The sequence below is a fragment of the Nocardia sp. MDA0666 genome (assembly GCF_003023875.1).
GTDB lineage: Bacteria > Actinomycetota > Actinomycetes > Mycobacteriales > Mycobacteriaceae > Nocardia > Nocardia aobensis.
In genome coordinates, this window is sequence record NZ_PYHT01000004.1 from 1 (window position 1) to 20,615 (window position 20,615).

General features: G+C 69.4%; 16 protein-coding genes. 2 read left to right on the forward strand and 14 right to left on the reverse strand.

Features of this window, described 5'->3' with window-relative positions; all coding sequences use genetic code 11:
• Positions 1-531: 531 nt before the first annotated feature.
• From proB to C8258_RS08150, 12 genes are all read right to left on the reverse strand, one after another.
• Positions 532-1,650, reverse strand: coding sequence for a glutamate 5-kinase (gene proB / locus C8258_RS08100; RefSeq protein WP_106954642.1), 1,119 nt, complete (start codon positions 1,648-1,650; stop codon positions 532-534).
• Between the two features lie 107 nt (positions 1,651-1,757).
• On the reverse strand, positions 1,758-3,218 hold the full coding sequence (gene obgE, locus C8258_RS08105; protein ID WP_036499485.1) for a GTPase ObgE: 1,461 nt from the start codon (positions 3,216-3,218) through the stop codon (positions 1,758-1,760).
• A gap of 126 nt (positions 3,219-3,344) precedes the next feature.
• Positions 3,345-3,611, reverse strand: a complete 267-nt coding sequence (rpmA, locus tag C8258_RS08110; protein ID WP_025352062.1) for a 50S ribosomal protein L27 — start codon at positions 3,609-3,611, stop codon at positions 3,345-3,347.
• Between the two features lie 48 nt (positions 3,612-3,659).
• Entirely contained in the window at positions 3,660-3,971 is a 312-nt protein-coding gene (gene rplU, locus C8258_RS08115; protein WP_030512746.1) for a 50S ribosomal protein L21, read from the reverse strand.
• Positions 3,972-4,311: 340 nt separating this feature from the next.
• Positions 4,312-7,671: a translation initiation factor IF-2 N-terminal domain-containing protein gene (locus C8258_RS08120; RefSeq protein ID WP_233224975.1), complete on the reverse strand. Its 3,360-nt coding sequence runs from the start codon at positions 7,669-7,671 to the stop codon at positions 4,312-4,314.
• A gap of 187 nt (positions 7,672-7,858) precedes the next feature.
• Positions 7,859-8,056, reverse strand: a complete 198-nt coding sequence (locus tag C8258_RS32225; protein ID WP_143859875.1) for a hypothetical protein — start codon at positions 8,054-8,056, stop codon at positions 7,859-7,861.
• 295 nt (positions 8,057-8,351) lie between these two features.
• Complete coding sequence (ndk, locus tag C8258_RS08125) at positions 8,352-8,753, reverse strand: nucleoside-diphosphate kinase (RefSeq protein WP_030512744.1); 402 nt, start codon at positions 8,751-8,753, stop codon at positions 8,352-8,354.
• Positions 8,754-8,798: 45 nt separating this feature from the next.
• Positions 8,799-9,140, reverse strand: coding sequence for a DUF4233 domain-containing protein (locus C8258_RS08130; protein WP_106954869.1), 342 nt, complete (start codon positions 9,138-9,140; stop codon positions 8,799-8,801).
• A gap of 165 nt (positions 9,141-9,305) precedes the next feature.
• Positions 9,306-10,694, reverse strand: coding sequence for a folylpolyglutamate synthase/dihydrofolate synthase family protein (locus C8258_RS08135; protein ID WP_106954870.1), 1,389 nt, complete (start codon positions 10,692-10,694; stop codon positions 9,306-9,308).
• Between the two features lie 86 nt (positions 10,695-10,780).
• The gene (locus C8258_RS08140; RefSeq protein ID WP_106954644.1) at positions 10,781-13,483 is read right to left on the reverse strand and encodes a valine--tRNA ligase; all 2,703 of its coding nucleotides are present in this window, start codon (positions 13,481-13,483) and stop codon (positions 10,781-10,783) included.
• Positions 13,484-13,824: 341 nt separating this feature from the next.
• Entirely contained in the window at positions 13,825-14,796 is a 972-nt protein-coding gene (locus C8258_RS08145) for a diacylglycerol kinase family protein (protein WP_369974728.1), read from the reverse strand.
• Positions 14,793-16,370 carry an FAD-binding oxidoreductase gene (locus C8258_RS08150; RefSeq protein WP_106954872.1) on the reverse strand — a complete coding sequence of 526 codons (1,578 nt, stop codon included), beginning with the start codon at positions 16,368-16,370 and terminating at the stop codon, positions 14,793-14,795. The genes C8258_RS08145 and C8258_RS08150 overlap by 4 nt, the downstream gene beginning before the upstream one ends.
• 158 nt (positions 16,371-16,528) lie before the next feature.
• Between C8258_RS08150 and C8258_RS08155 the strand changes: the two genes are divergently transcribed.
• Together C8258_RS08155 and C8258_RS08160 are read left to right on the forward strand one after the other, a co-directional pair.
• Positions 16,529-17,134: a TetR/AcrR family transcriptional regulator gene (locus tag C8258_RS08155; protein ID WP_106954645.1), complete on the forward strand. Its 606-nt coding sequence runs from the start codon at positions 16,529-16,531 to the stop codon at positions 17,132-17,134.
• A 46-nt stretch (positions 17,135-17,180) separates the two neighbouring features.
• Positions 17,181-18,761, forward strand: a complete 1,581-nt coding sequence (locus C8258_RS08160) for a glycerol-3-phosphate dehydrogenase/oxidase (RefSeq protein WP_106954646.1) — start codon at positions 17,181-17,183, stop codon at positions 18,759-18,761.
• A gap of 6 nt (positions 18,762-18,767) precedes the next feature.
• On the opposite strand, the gene C8258_RS08165 is transcribed toward C8258_RS08160, so the two are convergent.
• Positions 18,768-19,610: a patatin-like phospholipase family protein gene (locus C8258_RS08165; RefSeq protein WP_233224951.1), complete on the reverse strand. Its 843-nt coding sequence runs from the start codon at positions 19,608-19,610 to the stop codon at positions 18,768-18,770.
• A gap of 98 nt (positions 19,611-19,708) precedes the next feature.
• Positions 19,709-20,503: a VOC family protein gene (locus C8258_RS08170; protein WP_106954647.1), complete on the reverse strand. Its 795-nt coding sequence runs from the start codon at positions 20,501-20,503 to the stop codon at positions 19,709-19,711.
• Positions 20,504-20,615: the final 112 nt, after the last annotated feature.

Genomic DNA, 20,615 nt, shown 5'->3' on the forward strand with positions numbered 1-20,615 from the left:
CCACCGCCTCAACCCCCTGCGCCCACACCACCTCCGGCCCCCGTGCCACCCGATCCGTCGACGCCTCCGCTCACCGACCAGGAAGGTCAGCCGGGTATCACCGGTCCGATCCCGAACACCGATACGCCGACGACTCCAGACCAGCCCGGGGTGTCCCCGCCGGGCTGAGCGAGAGTGGAAAGCGCGAAAGATTTCGGCAGGTCGGCTGCGGCCGGGCGGAACGCACCGACCGCCCAGTCCGGGTAGGACTGCTGATCACCGCGGCACAGCGGTGGCGGTTCCCGATGAGGCCGGTCACACGCGGTGACTGCCGGGATTCGCGCCGTCCGCGTGACGCATGATCCGCCCTGGACTCGTTCCCAGTCGTGAACTGCGTGCGATTCGCGATCGGCAGTCCGCACTCGCGAAACTGCTGCCAGCGCAATCGACACACCGTGAGGGAGCGGTGCACGGCCGACGATGGCACGATCACCATCGTCCCGGCCACCACACGGACCCGCTCGCGACAGGTGCGCGGCCGGGCCGAGATCTCTACACCTTCACCAGATCGTCGGCGTGAATGACGGGGCGTTGCATACCTTCCGGCAGTTCGGAAGTGGAATGGCCGGCCATGGCCTGTAGTTCGGTGCTGTCGTATTCCACGACGCCCCGAGCCACCGTGCGGCCGTCGGGGGCGAGCAGGTCGACCACATCGCCGCCGTAGAAGCGGCCCCTGACGCCGGTGATACCCGCGGCGAGAAGCGACCGGCGCGAATGCGCGACGGCTCTGACGGCGCCCGCGTCGAGGTGGATGGCGCCGCGGCTGTCGGCGGCGTGGCGGACCCAGAACTTGCGGGCCGACAACCGGACCGGACGCGCGGCGAAGGCCGTGCCGACCGAGGCGTCGCGCAGTGCCAGCGCCGCATCGGAGGCGGCGGCCAGCAGGACGGGCACGCCGGCGTCGGCGGCGAGGCGGGCGGCCGACAGCTTCGACGCCATACCACCGGTGCCGAGAGCGCCGCCGCTGCCGGCGATCACACCGTCGAGGTCGGCGCTGCTGCGCACCTCGGGAATGAATGTGGCGGCGCCCTTGCGGGGGTCGCCGTCGTAGAGACCGTCCACGTCCGACAGCAGGACCAGCGCGTCCGCACCGACCAGATGCGCCACCAGCGCGGCCAGCCGGTCGTTGTCGCCGAAGCGAATCTCCTCGGTGGCGATGGTGTCGTTCTCGTTGACCACCGCGACCGCGTGCAGGGCGCGCAATCGGTCGAGGGTGCGCTGCGCGTTGCGGTGGTGTTCGCGCCGGGCGAAGTCACCCGCGGTCAGCAGCACCTGCCCCACAACTCGGTCGAATCGGGCGAACGAGGTGCCCCAGGCGTGGGCCAAGGCCAATTGGCCGACGCTCGCCGCGGCCTGTTTGGTCGCGAGATCCCTTGGGCGGGCGGCCAATCCGAGCGGGGCGATACCGGCGCCGATCGCACCGGACGACACCACCACCACATCCGAGCCCGCACGCATCCGCGCCTCGATCGCCTCGGCGAGCTTGTCCAGGCGCGCGGTATCGAGTCCGCCCTCGAGGCTGGTCAGCGCCGAGGAGCCGATCTTGACGACCACGCTGCGCGCGGTCCGGATCGACTGCCGAGTAGTTACCGCTCCCTTGTCAGAATCCACGTGTGTCACAACAACACTCACTCACTTGACACGCCACCACCGTGGCGCACGACGACAAACCGGACCGATACGCCCGCGCACACCGGAAATACCGGCGTGGCGGGCGATCACGGTTGGTCCTCGTCCTCCGAGACCAGGCCGCGGCGTACCCGGGAGGCATGTTTGCGCTCGGCGGCGGAGATGCGGTCGGTCTGGTCCAAGCGGGGGTCGGTCCCGCGCCCGGTCATCACCATATCGACACCGGCCGAAATCTGCGGCTCCCATTCGAAGCTCACATCGCCGATGGTGACCTCGGCGCCGGGCACCGCACCCTGGCGGACCAGCTCATCCTCGACGCCGAGGCGCGCGAGCCGGTCGGCCAGGTAGCCGACGGCCTCGTCGTTGTCGAACTGCGTTTGGCGCACCCACCTTTCGGGGCGCTCGCCGCGGACGATGAATCCGCCCTCGACCTCCGGATCGGGTGCGACGGTGAAGCCGGTCTCCCCGGCCACGACGGGCCGGATCACCGGACGCTTCGGCGCCGCCTTCGGATGCGCCTCGCGATATTCGCGGACCATATCGGCCAGCGCAAAGGTCAACGGGCGCAGACCTTCCCGGCTCACCGCGGAAATCGTGAACACCGGCCAGCCGCGTTCGGTGAACTCGGGCGTCACCATCTCGGCCAATTCGGCGGCGTCGGGGATATCGGCCTTGTTGAGGATGACCACGCGGGGCCGGTCGGCCAGATCGCCCAATCCGGCGTCGGCCTGCAGGGCCGGGCGGTAGGCGGCCAGCTCGGCCTCGAGCGCGTCGACATCGGAGATCGGGTCGCGGCCGGGTTCCAGTGTCGCGCAATCGACTACGTGGGCCAGCACCGCGCACCGCTCGAGATGCCGCAGGAAGTCCAGGCCCAGGCCGCGTCCGTCGCTGGCACCGGGGATCAGACCCGGCACATCGGCGACGGTGAAGGTGGTGTCACCACTCGAGACCACGCCGAGATTCGGCACCAGCGTGGTGAACGGGTAATCGGCGATCTTCGGCTTGGCCGCGGAGAGCACCGAGACGAGTGAGGATTTTCCGGCCGAGGGGAAACCGACCAGGCCGACATCGGCCACGGACTTCAGCTCGAGAACGAGATCGCGCTCCTCGCCCTCCTCGCCCAGCAGGGCGAAGCCGGGGGCCTTGCGGGCGCGCGACACCAGCGCCGCGTTGCCGAGGCCGCCGCGGCCACCGCGGGCCGCCACGAACCGGGTGCCCGCGCCGACCAGATCGGCCACGACCTCACCGTCGTCGTCGATGACGACCGTGCCGTCGGGCACCTTCAGCAGCAGTTCCCCGCCCTGTTTGCCATCGCGGTTGCCACCCTCGCCGGGTTTGCCGTTGCCGGCCTTGGCGTGCGGGTGGAAATGGAAGTCCAGCAGCGTGTGCACATTCGGGTCGACTTCGAGGATCACATCCCCGCCGTTGCCACCGTTGCCACCGTCGGGTCCGCCGAGCGGCTTGTACTTCTCCCGATGCACCGAGGCACAGCCGTGACCGCCCTTACCGGCGCGGACGTGCAGTACCACACGATCGATGAATTTGGACATGCCAGTTGGACCTCTGTGTTTCGGTGGACGGTGGTGGTGAGCCTCCCGGAACGGCGAACGGGCCAGGGTTTATCTGCTAAACCCTGGCCCGCTTCGAAGAGTGTGTGGAGAAGGCTCCGGCGCGGCTCAGGCCTGCGCCGGCTCCGGTACCACGATGTTGACGGTCTTGCGGCCACGCTTGGTGCCGAACTGGACCGCGCCCGCCTCGAGGGCGAACAGTGTGTCGTCACCGCCACGACCGACATTGACGCCGGGGTGGAAGTGGGTTCCGCGCTGGCGAACCAGGATCTCGCCGGCCTTGACGGCCTGGCCGCCGAAGCGCTTCACGCCGAGCCGCTGAGCATTGGAATCGCGACCGTTGCGAGAGCTGGACGCACCCTTCTTATGTGCCATGGCTGAAAACTCCTCGATTCGAAACCGGGTGGTTTCGCTAGGTCGAAATTACTTGATGCCGGTGACCTTCAGGACCGTCAGCTTCTGACGGTGGCCCTGACGCTTGTGGTAGCCGGTCTTGTTCTTGAACTTGTGGATCCGGATCTTCGGGCCCTTGGTCTGCTCGACCACTTCGGCGGACACCGAAACCTTGGCCAGCTTGTCGGCATCGGTAGTCAGCTCGGCGCCGTCAACCACCAGCACCGGCGACAGCGATACGGCCGTGCCCGGTTCACCCTCGATCTTCTCGACCTTCACCAGGTCACCGACCGCGACCTTGTACTGCTTTCCGCCGGTCTTGACGATCGCGTACGTTGCCATCGGTCGGCTGCCCTCTTTCCTCAACTAGTGCTCGGCACTCTGCTCGCACGGCCGCGTGCCGGTGGACACCGGCAACCGCCGTACGACTGGTCTGATAGTCACCGCCGCCTCGGTACTTCTTCCGCACCGGAGGGCTCGTTTCGAGCCGGATCTCATGACAGCGCAGCGTTTTCTCAACACAACACGGTGCTGTCACCGGGCAGCGACTGTCCAAGATTACAGGACTGCCACCCCCCGCACCAAACCGGGGCGCCACCACTGTGAACGCGGTCCGCAGCACAGGCCCCGCCCGCCGTGCGGGCGGGGCCTGTGCTGCGAGTTCTCCGGTCCGGCGGCCGGATCAGTTCGGCGATTCCGGCGCGCCCGCGGCTCGTCCGGCGGCCCGGCGACGGGTCCGCTGCCGCGGGGTCACCTCGGCCGGAGCCAGCTCGTCGAGCGAGAACTTCGGCGCGCTGTCCTGATCGGCGTCGGTCAGCACGAAGACCGCGCCCCGGCTGTCGGTCGACGGAGCCGACGCGGTGCGCGCCACCCGGCGACGGCTACGACGGGCACCCGTTTCCGGAGTCTGTTCGGCGGGCTTCTCCTCGGCCGGTGCCGGAGTAACCGCGGGCTCGGCCGGCGCCGACTGTGCTCCGACCCGGCCTGACACCGCGGGCCGCTCGGGCTCCGCGACCGGCTCGGCAACAGCGGGTTCGGCCGCCACCGGCTCGGTGCCGTCACGTTCGGCGGCCACAGGTTCGGCCGCTTCCGCTGCGACGGACTCCGCTTCGGCGGATTCGGCGACCTCGGCCGCCGCGGCACGTCCGCGTCCCCGGCGCGAACCCCGTGATTCCTTGGCCTGCGGCCGCGATTCGGCCTTCGCCTCGACCGGCGCACCGGCCTCGGCCACCTCGTCGTCGGTGTGATGCGCGGCCATCGCGAGCGCGACCGGATGAGCCCGCTTGGCGGCCGCATCCTCCTCGGGATGCGCATCCGCGGTGTCCGGCGCGGCGATGCTCGTCTGCTTGGTGTCCTTTTCGCGGTCCTTGTCCTTGCGACGGCGACGGCCTTCGCGGCGGCCGGACCCCTCTTCGGCGGGGGCGGTCTCGACCGGATAGTTGTGCACGATGATGCCGCGGCCGTGGCAGTGCTCACAGGTGGTGGAGAACGCCTCGACCAGTCCGGTGCCCAGCTTCTTGCGGGTCATCTGGACCAGGCCGAGCGAGGTGACCTCCGATACCTGATGGCGGGTGCGATCGCGCCCGAGCGCCTCGGTCAGACGGCGCAGCACCAGATCCCGGTTGGATTCCAGCACCATATCGATGAAGTCGACGACGATCATGCCGCCGATATCGCGCAACCGCATCTGGCGCACGATCTCCTCGGCGGCCTCCAGATTGTTGCGGGTGACCGTCTCTTCCAGGTTGCTGCCGCCGGATCCGGTGAATTTGCCGGTGTTGACGTCGATCACGGTCATCGCCTCGGTGCGGTCGATGACCAGGGTGCCGCCGGACGGCAGCCACACCTTGCGATCGAGAGCCTTCGCCAGCTGCTCGTCGATGCGCAGGCTGCCGAAGACGTCCACGCCGTTGTTCTCGTAGCGCTCGACCCGAGCCAGCATGTCCGGTGCGACGGTGCGGACGTAGTTCTCGACCGTCGTCCACGCCCGGTCGCCCTCGATGACCAGCTTCGAGAAGTCCTCGTTGAACAGGTCCCGGACGACCTTCACCAGCAGGTCCGGCTCTTCGTACAGGGTCTTCGGGGCGCCCGACCCGTTCTCGGCCTGCTTCTCGATGGTCTTCCAGGTGGCCTGCAGCCGCTCGACGTCACGAGCCAGCTCGGTCTCGCTCACGCCCTCGGACGCGGTGCGGATGATCACTCCGGCGTCCTGCGGGACGATATCGCGCAGGATCTCCTTGAGCCGCTTGCGCTCGGTATCGGGCAGTTTGCGGCTGATACCTGTCGAGGTCCCGCCCGGGACATAGACCAGGAAGCGACCGGCCAGGCTGATCTGCGTGGTCAGCCGGGCGCCCTTGTGCCCGACCGGATCCTTGCTGACCTGCACCAGGACGGTGTCGCCGGGTTTGAGGGCCTGCTCGATCTTGCGTTCCTTGCCGCCGAGCCCGGCGGCCTCCCAGTTCACCTCACCGGCGTAGAGCACGCCGTTGCGGCCGCGGCCGATGTCGACGAACGCCGCCTCCATGCTGGGCAGCACGTTCTGCACCTTGCCCAGGTAGACGTTGCCGACCATGGACGCGGTGCCGGTGTTGGTGACGAAGTGCTCGACCAGGATGTTGTCCTCGAGCACGGCCACCTGCGTGGTCGCACCGACATGCGAATGCTCGCCGGCCGGGAACGACTTCTCGCGGACCACCATGACCCGGTCGACCGCCTCGCGGCGGGCCAGGAATTCCGACTCGGTGAGGATCGGCGGGCGGCGGCGACCGGCCTCGCGACCGTCGCGACGGCGCTGCCGCTTGGCCTCCAGCCGGGTCGACCCGCTGATGCCCTGCACCTCGTCGACCGTGCGGCGCTTGTTACGCGGTTCCCGCTCGTGCACGACGGTGTTCGGCGGATCGTCGTCCGCGGGTTCGGATTCGTTGTCCTCACCGGCCTTGCGGCGACGGCGACGGCGGCGACGGCGGGTGGAACCCTCCGGCGTCGAACCCGAGTCGTCGTCGCTCTCCTCGCCGGTCTGCTCGGCAGCGTTGTCCTCGGCGGATTCGTCGGCGTCGGCGTGCGCCTCGATGTCCTCGTCGTCGGAGTCGTCGTCGGCCTCGTGATCGGCGTGCTGTTCGCCCCGGCCCCGGCCACGACCGCGGCGACCCCGGCGGCGGCGACGCGAACGACCACCGTCCTCCTGCTCGTCGCGCGACTGCTCGTCGTCCCAGTCGCCGGATTCGGTCTCGGTCTCTGCCGCCGCGACGGTCTCGGGCTCCGCGGGTGCTTTCTCCGGCGCGGGTTCGGCGACCTTTTCGGTGGCTTTCTCGGCGGCCTTCTCCGCAGCCTTTTCAGCCTTTTCAGCAGCCTTTTCGGCGGCCTCGGCCTCGCGCTCGGCACGCCGGCGGCGGCGCATCTCCTCGGCGGCCGCGGCATCCGGCGGCAGGAACAGCGGCGCGGCCGCGATACTCGCCGGCTCGAAGACGACCGGCTCCTCACGCTGCGCGGCGGACTGCTGGAACGGGCTGGTGAACAGCGACGTGTGCGGCGCCGATTCGGGCTCGCCGGATGCCGCCGGCGACTCGGTCGCTACCGGCGATTCCGATGTCACTGCCGAGTTCGCGGTGCCGGCGGTCTCGACGACGTCCGCGGCCTGCGCGGTACCGGCGACCTCGGTTTCGGCGACCTCGGTGGATGCGCCGGACTCGCTCGGCTCAGGCTCGCCGGCCGTATCCGGCGCGGTGGCGGTCTGCGCGGTATCGGCCGCGGCGGTGGATGTGGTCGCCGGAGATGCACTCTCGGCGGGCGCCGGAGCAGGCGTCTCGGCCTGTTCGGTCGCGGGCTCGGCCACCGGTTGCTCGGTGCCGGCCGGTGGGGGAACGAGCGCGTCGCGCACGGATTCGGCGACGGTCCGGTCCAGGCTGGATTGGGCGCTGCGAGCTTCGGCGCCCAGTTCGGTCAGATGGGCAAGGATGCGTTTGCTGGTGGTACCCAGAAGTTTCGCCAGCGCGTGCACCCGGATACGTTCGGGCAACTGCGCTGCCTCCCCTACCCCGGCCACCTCGGTAGAGGTGGAATCACCATTGCTCTGCGACGTTCCTTGCGGCTCTTGATCGGCCACGAAATCTCCTCGGGCCCCCGGGCGCGTCCCACTCGTACGAGAGTGACGCGGCCGACGCGGGGGCGCTGTCCGTTCGCCTCACGCCTGTGGCGCAAGGTCTGATGGTCTCGCCCCGCGTGCCCGGTTATCACCTGTCGTACGTCGTTCGGGCTAACTGGTCACGCGGCGCCTGGCTGTTGGCTTTCACACCTGAGCTCGAGCGCTCATCCAGCGTGCCGCCGAACAGCCGAGTCTTGGAACCGTCCGGGGCAGCGATGATCGGCGTCGAGCCGCGGTGCCATTCGGTTGCGTTCGCCACCTGCCCCGATAGGCGGGCGTCGATCACATCCGCTTCCAGTATCCCACACAGCGACCCACTGGTACGTCATCGGAGCGTGCCCGCACCGTTTCCGTGGCCCGACCGGGGAGACTTTCCTACACCTGAGTAGGTCTTTTCCGCCGGATTCTGCCGACGCGCTGTCGCGCCCCGCACAGAGCGAGTCTTACGAGCGACCGTTCGCGGCCGGCTCGCCGTTCGGGTACCGCTGCGCACGCGACGAAGGAGCAAGCAGCGGTGCCCGAACGGCGAGCCCTAGGGGCCGCGAACCCGCCGGAGCGAAGCGGAGGCCGAACGACACAGCTCAGAACCAGAGCGCGATCTCGCGCTTCGCGGATTCGGGGGAATCGGAGCCGTGCACGAGGTTGAACTGGGTTTCCAGGGCGTAGTCGCCGCGGATGCTGCCGGGGACGGCCTTCTCGACGGGGTCGGTGCCGCCGGCGAGCTGGCGGAAGGCGGCGATGGCGCGCGGACCCTCGAGGATGGCCGCGACGACCGGGCCGGAGGTGATGAATTCGATCAGCGAGCCGTAGAACGGCTTGTCGGCGTGTTCGGCGTAGTGGGCGGCGGCAAGTTCCTCGGAAACCTGCTCGAGCTTCAGGGCCGCGATCTTCAGGCCTTTGCGTTCGATGCGGGTGATGATCTCACCAACCAGGCCTCGGGCCACGCCGTCCGGCTTGATGAGTACCAACGTCTGCTCAGTCACGGCGACACTCTAACCGTCGCTGCCATCGGATTCCGAACCGAGCCGTCAGGATGAGCCCTGCATTCGCTGGCTGGGCAGCAGACCCTGCTCCATGCGGCGTTTGACGTCGGAGCGCAGCACCAGAATGAATGCCCACACCGCCGCGAACACGACGCCGATGATGCCGATCGACAGATGGATGAATCCACCGGCCAGCACCAGCACCTGCAGGCCGAGATTGAACGGCACGGCCCAGGAGCGGCGCTGCATGCCGGAGCCGACGAACATCAGGACGGCCAGGCCGACCAGGTAGGTCACCGACCACCAGCTGAGTCCGCCGCCGACGGCCCCCACCACCGGCAGCGCCAGCAGCACGGTGATGGCCTCGAGTACCAGCGCGCCGGCCATCACGCCGCGAAAACCCTTCCACGGGTCGGTCGCGGGCGCGGGTACACCCGGCTTCGGTGCGCCGGCCTCGCCGCGCACATCGTCCTCGCTACCCACGTTGCCTCCTCCGCGCCGGCCCGCCGATGCCCTCGATACCCAGCTTCCCACCGCCTCCGGCCCGCTGCTTCACGCGGGGTCCTTCCCGAACAGCGAGCGCGCCGCGCCTGCGGTGACCACCGAGCCGGTGACCACGATGCCCGCGCCGGATACCGGTTCGCCGGCGCCTCCCGCTTCCTCGGCGATGGCGATGGCGGTTTCGACCGCATCGGCGAGGCTGTTCGCGGTGACGACTCGCTCGTCGCCGAACCGCTGGACGGCCAGGTCGGCGAGTTCGTCGACGCCGAGCGCCCGCGGTGAGCCGTTGGTGGTGACGACGACCTCGTCCAGCACCGGCTCCAGCGCGGCGAGGATGCCGGCCGCGTCCTTGTCGGAGAGCACCGCGACCACCCCCACCAACTTGCGGAAGTCGAATTCCTCGCTGAGCGTCGCGGCCAGCGCCCGCGCACCGGCGGGGTTGTGCGCGGCGTCGATGAAAATGGTGGGCGCGCTGCGCATCCGTTCCATCCGGCCGGGGCTGGCCGCCGCGGCGAATCCCGCCCGCACCGCGTCGATGTCGAGCTGCTTCTGCGCGCCGGCGCCGAAGAACGCCTCGACCGCGGCCAGCGCCAGCGCCGCATTGTGCGCCTGGTGTTCACCGTGCAGCGGCAGGAAGATCTCGTCGTAGACCCCACCGAGCCCCTGGATCTCCAGAACCTGACCGCCGATCGCGACGCGTCGCGACAGCACCCGGAACTCGGAACCGGCACGGGCGACCGCGGCATCGGCGTCCACCGCGCGCCGCAGCAGCACCTCCATCGCCTCGGGTTCCTGTTCGGCGATGATGGCGACGGTGTCGCGCGGAATCAGCAGATCCTCCGGCGACTTCTTGATGATCCCGGCCTTCTCACCGGCGATCGAGGCCAGATCCGGCCCCAGATAGTCGGTGTGGTCCAAGCCGATCGGCGTAATCACCGCGACCTGCCCGTCGATGACGTTGGTCGCGTCCCAGGTGCCACCCATCCCGGTCTCCACGACCGCGACATCGACCGGCGCCTCGGCGAACGCCGCGTACGCCATCGCGACCAGGACCTCGAATTTGCTCATCCGGGGTCCCGGTCCGTCGCCGAGGGTGCCGTCGGTCGAGCGCGCGTCGATCATCTCGACGTAGGGCAGCAGTTCCCGATAGATCTCGACGTAGCGGGCCGGGGTGATCGGCGCGTTGTCGATGGCGATGCGTTCGGTCGCCAGTTGCAGATGCGGACTGGTGAACCGGCCGGTGCGCCGGTGCAGCGCGGTGAGCAGCGCGTCGACCATGCGGGTGACCGAGGTCTTGCCGTTGGTACCGGCGATGTGGATGGCGGGATAGCTCTGCTGCGGGGAACCGAGCAGATCCATCAGGGTCGCGATCCGGGTCAGCGACGGCTCGATCTTGGTCTCGCCCCAGCGCTGGTCGAGTTCGGCCTCGACCAGCGCCATTTCGGCGAGGTCGACCGGGGAGGGACCGGTGCGCAGCCGGTCCGCACCGCCGGCGAGCGGTTCGTGGTCGAAACCTTCGCCGCCGCTCACTTCTTCGCCACCGACTCCGTGATCTGAGCCAGCCGCGCCCCGATCCGGGTCACCTCGGATTCGGCGACCTCGCGGCGGGTGCGGATCTTGGCGACCACCTCGTCGGGCGCCTTGGCCAGGAAGGCCTCGTTGCCGAGTTTGGCGGTGGTGGCGGCGAGGTCCTTCTGCGCGGCCGCGAGATCCTTCTCCAGCCGGCGGCGTTCGGCGTCGAGGTCGACCGTGCCGGAGGTGTCCAGTTCGACGGTGACGGTGGCGCCGGACAGCCGCACCTCGACCGCGGCGGTAGCGGAGAAATCGGCGTCCGGTGCGGTGAGCCGCGCCAGGCTGGCGATTTCGGCGTGCAGCCCGGTGAGGTCGGCGGTATCGATGCCGATCAGTTTCGCGGCGACCTTCTGCTTGTCGGTCAGCCCCTGATCGCTGCGGAACCGGCGGATCTCGGTGACGAGCTTCTGCAGATCTGCGATGCGCTGTGCCGCAACGGTATCGGTGACGACCCCTGAGGGCTGCGGCCACGCGGCGATCACCAGGGAGTCGTCCGCACCGGCCTCGGTGAGGGCCTGCCACAGCGTTTCGGTGACGAACGGGATGGCCGGGTGCAGCAGGCGCAGCACCGAATCCAGCACGTTGCCGAGGACGATGCGCGTGCTCGCGGCCCGCTCCTCCGACTCGGCGAACTGCACCTTCGCCAGTTCGAGGTACCAGTCGCACAGTTCGTCCCAGGCGAAGTGGTAAAGCGCCTCACAGGCCTTGCCGAATTCGTAGCGGTCGAAGGCACCGTCCACCTCGGCGCGCACCTCGTCGAGCCGGTCGAGGATCCAGCGGTCGGTGTCGGTGAGGGTGGCGCGTTCGGGCAGGTCACCCGGCGCGGCACCGTTCATGAGCGCGAACTTGCTGGCGTTGAACAGCTTCGTGATGAAGTTGCGCGAAGCCTGCACGTGCGGCGGCCCCACCGACAGGTCGCTGCCCGGCTGCGCGCCCCGGGCGAGGGTGAAACGCGTTGCGTCGGCACCGTATTCGTCGATCCACAGCAGCGGGTCGACGCCGATGCCCTTGGACTTGGAGTATTTGCGGCCGAATTCGTCGCGGATGAGGCCGTGCAGGAAGACGTCGTCGAACGGAACCTGCTGCCGCCCGGAGTCCTTTCCGGTGGCGATGACCGGGTCGTCGGAGACGAACATGCCGAACATCATCATCCGGGCCACCCAGAAGAACAGGATGTCGTAGCCGGTCACCAGCACGCTGGTGGGATAGAACTTCGACAGTTCCGGGGTGGCGTCCGGCCAGCCCATGGTGGAGAAGGGCCACAGGCCGGAGGAGAACCAGGTGTCGAGGACGTCGGGGTCCTGCACCCAGCCCTCGGGCGCCTGCTCGTCGGGGCCGACGCACGCGATCTCGCCCTCGGGGCCGTACCAGATCGGGATGCGGTGGCCCCACCACAGCTGGCGCGAGATGCACCAGTCGTGCATGTTGTCGACCCATTCGAACCAGCGCGGTTCCTGACTGGCCGGGTAGATCGTCACCGCGCCGTTGCGCACGGCATCACCGGCGGCCTTGGCCAGTGATTCGACCTTCACCCACCACTGCATCGACAGCCGCGGTTCGATCGGTTCGCCGGAGCGTTCGGAGTGGCCGACGCTGTGCACGTACGGGCGCTTCTCGGCGACGATGCGCCCCTCGCCGGCCAGCCGCTCGCGGATCTTGATCCGGGCCTCGAACCGGTCCATGCCGTCGAATTCGGTTCCGGTGTCGGCGATCTTGCCGGTCTTGTCCATGATGGTCGGCATCGGCAGGTTGTGCCGCAGGCCGATCTCGAAGTCGTTGGGATCGTGCGCGGGGGTGATCTTCACTGCGCCGGAACCGAATTCGGGGTCGACGTAGTCGTCGGCGACGATCGGGATCTGGCGGCCGGTGATCGGGTGGTAGACGGTGGTGCCGATCAGCGCCTTGTACCGCTCGTCCTCGGGGTGCACCGCCACCGCGGTATCGCCGAGCATGGTCTCCACGCGGGTGGTGGCCACGATGACGTGCGGTTCGTCGTCGTTCAGCGAGCCGTAGCGCAGCGAGACGAGCTCACCCTCGACGTCCTCGTATTTCACCTCGACGTCGGAGATGGCGGTCTCGAGCGAGGGCGACCAGTTCACCAGGCGCTCGGCGCGGTAGATCAGCCCGGCGTCGTAGAGGCGTTTGAAGATGGTCTGCACCGCGCGGGACAGGCCCTCGTCCATGGTGAAGCGGTCGCGGCTCCAGTCGACGCCGTCGCCGAGGCGGCGCATCTGGCCCTGGATGGCGCCGCCGGATTCACGCTTCCAATCCCAGACCTTGTCGACGAACAGTTCGCGGCCGAAGTCTTCCTTGGTCTTGCCGTCGACGGCGAGTTGCTTCTCGACCACGGTCTGGGTGGCGATGCCGGCGTGGTCCATGCCGGGCAGCCACAGCACCTCGTAGCCCTGCATCCGCTTGCGGCGGGTGAGCAGGTCCATCAGGGTGTGGTCGAAGGCGTGGCCCATGTGCAGGTTGCCGGTGACGTTCGGCGGCGGCAGCACGATCGAATAGGGCGACTTATCGCTGGCCGGGTCGGCGGTGAAGTAACCGGCCGCTACCCAGCGCTCGTACAGGTCGGCCTCTACATCGCTGGGGTTCCAGCTCTTGGGGAGGGCGTCGGCACGATTTCGCGAGTTATCAGGGGCTGCGCTGGTCACCGTGCGATTCTACGGAGTTGAGCAGGAGGACTCGACACGGCCCCGTCACACCCTCGAGACCCCGCCACCCGGGGCGCCGGACGTGCGGGCCGGGTCGCGCCGCGCAGTAAAGAGGCGGGCCGGCCGGAGAAAGATGTAGGGCGGGGTTTTCGGCGGATGAGGGACACCGAAAACCCCGCCCACGTCTTCGAGACTACCGCCCGGATCGGCGCAATACACCAATCCATATGCAATTCTCAGCTTTTGCCCGAATCCGTTGTGCAGGTGCGGGTTTGCCACTCAGCATGCTCGCAGATTCGCCACGGGGATGCGGAGGCCGCGCCCAGCCGGTGGAGGGGCGGTCACGGCACGAGGATCGCCAGCGCTCCGGGTTCGGCGCGGAAGGTCGCCGGGAGCAGTCCCGCCGGGTCGCCGTCGGCGGTCGCCGGTACCGCGGCGGTGAGGGTGATGGTGCGGGCCCGGTAGTGCCCGACCGCGGGATGGTCGACGCGCTTGCCGGCGGCCAGGGCCGGGAGCAGGCGGACCATCTCCAGCCGCGACATCGCGCCGACCACGGTCAGGTCGAGCAGGCCGTCGTCGACGATCGCGTCGGGGCAGATGAGCATGCCGCCGCCGTAGGTCCGGGTATTGCCGACCGCCACCATCACGGCCTCGGTCTCGACGACGCGATCATCGTCTTCGCCCGGCTCGCCGGACAATTCGATGCGGTAGGGCACGCCCAGCTGACCGAGCAGTTCCGGAACCGCGGCGAAGGAGTAGCGCAGCGAGCCCTTCGGACGGCGCATACGGTTGGCGCGCAAGGTCACTCGCGCGTCGAAGCCGGTGCCGGCGACGGTGGCGAATCGCATGGGCCGATGGGCGACGGCGGGTTCGATGCCGGCCGACCAGCCCTGGGCGTGCTCGGGATCGGGCGTGGATTCGATCGCGCCGAGGTCGATGGTGCGCACGCGACCGCCGAGCACGATGTCGGCCGCGGCCCGCGGATCGTCGTCGGGCACTCCCAGCTCCCGGGCCAGGTCGTTACCGGTCCCGCCGGGCAGCAGCCCCAGCGGCACCCCGGTCGAGGCGATGGCCTGCAGTGTGACGCAGACCAGTCCGTCACCGCCCGCGCAGACGACGGCGTCGGGGCGCTCCGGCCCGCGCACCGCATCCCGGACCAGGCGAACGGTTTCGGCCGCGTCGGCACCGCGGATCTCGCGCACCCGCACGCCATGCTCGGCGAAAAGGGCGGTGGCCGCGGCGGCGGCCGCCAGTCCCCGGCCGTGGCCGGAGTGCGGGTTGGTCACCAGCGCGACCGATCGGATGGCGGTCACGGAATCAGCTTGCCCGGGTTGAGGATTCCCGCCGGGTCGACGGCATCCTTGACCGCTCGCAGGATCCGCGCGCCCAGGTCGCCGATTTCGGCGGTCATCCACGGCCGGTGGTCGGTGCCGACGGCATGGTGATGGGTGATGGTCCCCCCGTGTCCGGTGATGGCGTCGCCGACGGCGCGTTTGGCCTGCGCCCATTGTGCCGACGGATCGTCGGCCTGCTTGGCGACGACGGTGAAGTACAACGAGGCACCGGTCGGGTAGGTGTGCGAGATATGGCACATCACCAGCGCGGGAGTGCCCTGCGCGCCGAGCGATTCGGTGAGCGCGGTGGTGACCGCCGCCTTGAGCCGCTCGACATTCGACCAGTTGGTCGCCGTCTCGAGGGTTTCGCACAGGACGCCGATATCCAGCAGCGCATCACGCAGATACGGTGCGCCGAAACGGCCGTGCTCCCATTCCCGCGCCGGTTGTTCACCGAGCGCGGTGCCGCCCGCGGCGGCGAGCAGGGCCGAAGCCTCGGCGCTGCGCGCGGCCACGTGGGCTTGGGTGCCCTCGAACGTGGTGACGGCCAGACAGCCGCTGACCGGCGCGCCGCCGACATCGCCGGAACGGGCCAGGTTGAGCCCGGTCTCGGCTTCGTCGGACAATCGCAGCACGGTCGGCGCCGCGCCGTTCTGCACCACGGTGCGCAGCGCGGCGGCGCCGGTGGCGAAGTCCGGGAACGACCACGCCTGATACACGGTGGTCTCGGGAATCGGGTGCACCCGCAGCGTCACCTCCGTGAGGACGCCGAGCGTGCCCTCGGATCCGGCGAACAGCTCGCGCAGATCCGGTCCGGCGGCCGAGGCGGGGGCGCGGCCGAGATCGACTGTGCCCGTGGGGGTTGCGACCTTCAGGCGCATGATCATGTCGTCGAAGCGGCCGTAGCCGGCCGAGGCCTGACCCGAGGATCGGGTGGCCGCGAAGCCGCCGATGCTGGCGTATTCGAAACTCTGCGGGAAATGCCCCAGCGAAAGCCCATGGGCGGCAAGCAGTTTCTCCGCTTGCGGCCCGGTCAGTCCGGCGCCCAGGGTCGCGGTGCCGCTCACCGGGTCGACGTCGGACAGCCCGTCTAGTCGCCGCAGATCCAGGGCGATCACGGTGCCGAAGCGGCCGCGCGCGGGATCCACTCCGCCCACCACGCTGGTGCCGCCACCGAAGGGCACGACGGCGATCGACTGTTCGGCGCAGTAGGTGAGCACGGCCAGGACCTGGTCGTGATCAGCCGGGAAGACGACAGCGTCGGGTGCGTCCTGCGGCGCTTCGGCGCGGCGGCGCAGCAGGTCGGGCGTACTCTTGCCGCCCGCGTGCAGCAGCCGGTCGCGGTGGTCGGCCGACACCTGATCCGCGCCGACCACCGCCGACAGCCCCGCGCGATGCGCGGCCGTCAAGCCGGATTCCCGCAGTGGCACGTCGCCCTCATCACGACGGGCCACCGGTTCCCCGGACACTCCGAACACCTGCGCCACCAGGGTCCGGATCCGGTCCGAGAGCGGCGCATGGGCCGAGGCGATGCCCCAGGCGTCCCACACCATACTCGGGCGATCGGACGACTCGCCCGGTGTCGAGTTTTCCGATTCTGTCGCGGATGTGTCCTGTCGCGTATCGACCATGCGTTACAGTCTGACATAGACTGTCAAGCAGTAACGAACACGAATCGCAGTAACGAACACGGACCGATGGTGAGTTGTTGATGGATCCGAACGAACCCCCCGGCCCCGACGGCGAGCTGTCGGCTATCGACCTGGCGATCCTGGCGGCGGGACGCGCCTGTGTCGAGGAATTCGGCGTGCGCCGGACCACGCTGAGCGAAGTCGCCCGGCGCGCCGGCGTCAGTCGCCCCACGGTGTACCGGCGCTGGCCCGATACCCGGTCGCTGATCGCCGAGTTGCTGGTCCGGGAGCTGAGTGAGATCGTGGCAGCGAGCATTCCCGCCGATGGTCCGGCGCGTGCGCGCCTGGTGGAGGGCATCGTCTCGGGTGCGGCCGAGATCAGGTCGAACCCGTTGTTCGCCAAGATCTTCCGCATCGACACCGATCTGATGCTGACCTATGTGTTCGGCCGGCTCGGCCGCAATCAGCGGCAATTGATCCAGGTGTTCTCCAGCGCGGTCCGCGAGGGACAGCGCGACGGTTCCGTCCGCGCCGGCGATCCCGATCACCTGGCCACCATGCTGCTGCTGATCGGCCAGTCCACGGTGCAGTCGGCCGGAACGGTCAGCCATCTGCTCGACGACGCCGGACTCGATGTCGAGCTCGCTCGCGTCGTCGACCGGTACCTGCGCCCCGATACCGATTAGTCGCCCCGATACCGATCAGCCCCGAGAACAGAGAGCGAGACAGCGCATGCTCGACGAGAGCACACCGGCCGCGGGCCACGAGCTCGGCGACACCGCGAGTGATTCGGCACTCAACGCCGCCCGCCGCGGCCGCGAACTGCGGGAGCTCGGCGATGCGGACCGCATCGACGTCCTGGTCGTCGGCGGCGGTGTCACCGGCGCGGGCGTGGCATTGGACGCGGCGGCGCGCGGACTGCGGACCGTTCTGGTGGAGGCGCACGATCTGGCGTTCGGAACCAGCCGGTGGAGTTCGAAACTCGTCCACGGCGGATTGCGGTATCTGGCCTCCGGCGGGGTCGGTATCGCCCACGAGAGCGCGGTCGAACGCGACATCCTGCTCACCACCACCGCACCTCATCTGACTCGCTCGATTCCCCAGCTCGTCCCGGCGTTCTCCGGCGGTTCCGTGCCACAGCGACTGTTGGTCCGCGCGGGCTTCCTGGCCGGAGATGTGCTGCGGCGCAGCGCCGGAACCTCACCGGAGGTGTTGCCGCGATCGCGCCGGGTCGCCGCGGCCGAAGCGCTGCGGCTGGCGCCGACACTGCGCCGCGCCGGACTGCGCGGCGGGATGACGGCCTGGGACGGTCAGCTCGTCGACGACGCCCGGTTGGTGGTGACGATCGCGCGCACCGCCGCGGCGCACGGCGCGACCGTGCTCACCCGCGTCCGCGCCGAGCGGGTGAGCGGCGACTCCGCGGTGCTGCACGATGTGCTGACCGGTGAAACCCTGTCCGTACGAGCACGTTCGGTGATCAACGCGGCCGGGGTGTGGGCCGACCGGGTCGATCCGAGTATCGAGTTGCGGCCCAGCCGCGGCACCCACCTGGTCTTCGACGCCGCGGCCTTCGGCGGTCTCACCGCCTCGCTGACCGTGCCGATTCCGGGCAGTACCAGCCGCTTCGTCTTCGCCTTCCCGGCCGCGCACGGCCGCGTGTATCTGGGGCTGACCGACGAGGACGCACCCGGCCCGGTTCCGGACGAACCGAAGCCCACCGACTCCGAGATCGATTTCCTGCTCGACACCGTGAACACTGTGCTCCGGGAACCGTTGCAGCGCAGCGACATCCGCGGATCCTTCGCGGGCCTGCGGCCACTGCTGCGCACCGCCGACGACGCCACCGCCGACATCTCCCGCGAACACGCGGTCCTGCACTCCCCCGGCGGCCCGATCACCGTTGTCGGCGGCAAGCTGACCACCTACCGGCAGATGGCCGAGGACGCGGTCGACGCCGCCGTGTCCGCCGCCGGTCTGACCGCAGCACCCTGCCGGACCAAGCGAATCCCGTTGGTAGGCGCCGTATCCGGGCGGGCACGCGACCGGATCGCGGCGCCACCGGTGCTGGTCGAGCGTTACGGAGATCAGGCCACACAGGTACTCGCCGCGGCGCAGCGCGATCCGCGCCTCGCCGAACCGGTCGCACCCGGTATCGACGTGCTGCGTGCCGAATTCGCCTTTGCGACAACCCACGAGGGCGCGCTGGACGAAGACGACCTGCTGGACCGCCGGACCCGGATCGGCCTGGTCGACAGCGACCGAGCCGCCGCCCTTCCGTCTGCGCGGGAAGTGCTCGCAGCTGGCCGAGCCTGACGCCGCCTAGCTCCAAAGCTCGGCGATCCGCGCCGCCGCCGACTTGCCCTGCACCCGACCGGCATGCGCCGACGGCACACGAGAGGCGGTGTCGAGCGGATTCGCCCCGAAGGCGGCGATCGCGGCCTCGTCGGGGGCGATCGATTCCACTCGTGCACCCCGTTCGATCAGTCCCGCGATCTCACCTTCCAGCGCCGGATCGGGCAGCGGCGCGATGATCAGCACCCGATCGAATCCGGCCGCTAGATCGGCATTGACACTGGTCCGCACGCCGCCGTCGGTATAGCGCACGCCGTCGACGGTGTGCGGCGGCCAGACCAGCGGCACCGCCGAACTGGCGGTTACCGCGTCGACCAGCGCGACCCCGGAGTCGCGGTCGAAGACACGCGGTTCACCCGTGCCGGCGTCGACGGCGGTGATCAGCAGCCGCTGCCGAGGCCATTCGTGCACCGGCAACCGCGATTCGATGACCGCGCGCCGGGCGGATTCCGGCACCGTCTCGGTCGCCAGGGCGAGGTTGCCGAGTCGCCGCCGCGCCACGGCCATATCCCCACCGCTCTCGGTGATGATCCGGTTGATCGTCTCCCACACGCCCTCGAGCGGATTGCCCTCCGGCACGATCTCGGCGCTCTGCACCGTGGGGTCGATCTGGCGGCGGAACAGCTCCTCCGTGGTCAGCCCGCTGGTCAGCTGTGCCGCCACATTGGCGCCCGCCGACGTGCCGAGGTACAGATCGGCGGCGGTGAGATCGATTCCCGCATCGGCCAATCCGGCGATCACGCCGTTCGTCCAGGCGATTCCCGCCACCCCACCGCCGCCGATCACCAGCGCCCGTTCGTCCGACATCATCGCTCCCACATTCGTTCCGCGTTCCCGACCGCTCGGGACAACCTCGACGGTAGCGATGACCATTCCCCCGGCGCGATTACCGGCCGGGTAATGACATATCAGGACGCGTTGCCGCCGACGCTGAACGCGATTCCGCTCGGATCGCGGAGCGCGGCCAACCGCCCGTACGGCGTGTTCTCGGGCTCTGATTCGACCGAACCCCCCAGGCTCACCACCTGCTTCACCGTGGCGTCGACGTCCTCGGCGCCGATGTAGATCCGCCACCCGCCGGTCGATCCCGGAGGCAGGTACGCCGCCGAATCCATCACGCCACCGAGCATCGGCGTGGCGGAATGGATTGTCGTGTACCGGAACTCGGGCGAATCACCGACGGTGAAGGGATCGCGCCAGCCGAACACCTCGCGGTAGAACTTCAGCGCGTCGGCATAGGCCGGCGTGTGCAGTTCGAACCACGACGGGTACCCGACGTGCCCGCTCCAGTTCCCGCCGCCGGCGACACCGAAGGAACCGAAACCGTGGTGGACGCCGGGCTGCCAAGCACCGACCGCCGCACCGGACGGGTCGGCGAGGACGGCCATACTGCCCAGCTCGCCGACGGCCATCGGCTCCGCCACGACCCGGCCGCCGTGGTCGGCGGCGGAGGCGGCGGTGGCGTGGACGTCGACACTGGTCAAGTACACGGTCCACTGATCGGGTGCGCCGTCCGAGCCGTCGTTGCGCATCCCGCCGGCGACGGCATTGCCGTCCTTGCGGAAGGTGATGTATCCGCCGTACTGCTCATCGCTTTCGGCGGTCCAGCCGAACAACTCGCCGTAGAAATCGACGGCTCGATCGGTGTCGGCGGTGAACAGTTCGATCCAGCACGGGTCTCCGGGTTCGAAGGTGTAGGACATGCTCGCTCCTCTGGATGGGGATTGCGTTCTCTCACCGGTACGACGGCGCCGAACGGACAAACTCATCGGCCCCTGTCCAAGCCTGGCACGACGCGGCGACCATCCGCCCGGT

What these genes read in the sequence shown, in the direction of transcription:
- obgE (WP_036499485.1), bottom strand. Translation starts at nt 3,218, where the DNA reads ATGTCCAAATTCATCGATCGTGTGGTACTGCACGTCCGCGCCGGTAAG.
- rpmA (WP_025352062.1), bottom strand. Translation starts at nt 3,611, where the DNA reads ATGGCACATAAGAAGGGTGCGTCCAGCTCTCGCAACGGTCGCGATTCC.
- rplU (WP_030512746.1), bottom strand. Translation starts at nt 3,971, where the DNA reads ATGGCAACGTACGCGATCGTCAAGACCGGCGGAAAGCAGTACAAGGTC.
- C8258_RS08130 (WP_106954869.1), bottom strand. Translation starts at nt 9,140, where the DNA reads ATGGCCGGCGCGCTGGTACTCGAGGCCATCACCGTGCTGCTGGCGCTG.
- C8258_RS08135 (WP_106954870.1), bottom strand. Translation starts at nt 10,694, where the DNA reads ATGGCGCTGGTCGAGGCCGAACTCGACCAGCGCTGGGGCGAGACCAAG.
- C8258_RS08150 (WP_106954872.1), bottom strand. Translation starts at nt 16,370, where the DNA reads ATGGTGTGGGACGCCTGGGGCATCGCCTCGGCCCATGCGCCGCTCTCG.
- C8258_RS08155 (WP_106954645.1), top strand. Translation starts at nt 16,529, where the DNA reads ATGGATCCGAACGAACCCCCCGGCCCCGACGGCGAGCTGTCGGCTATC.
- C8258_RS08160 (WP_106954646.1), top strand. Translation starts at nt 17,181, where the DNA reads ATGCTCGACGAGAGCACACCGGCCGCGGGCCACGAGCTCGGCGACACC.
- C8258_RS08165 (WP_233224951.1), bottom strand. Translation starts at nt 19,610, where the DNA reads ATGATGTCGGACGAACGGGCGCTGGTGATCGGCGGCGGTGGGGTGGCG.
- C8258_RS08170 (WP_106954647.1), bottom strand. Translation starts at nt 20,503, where the DNA reads ATGTCCTACACCTTCGAACCCGGAGACCCGTGCTGGATCGAACTGTTC.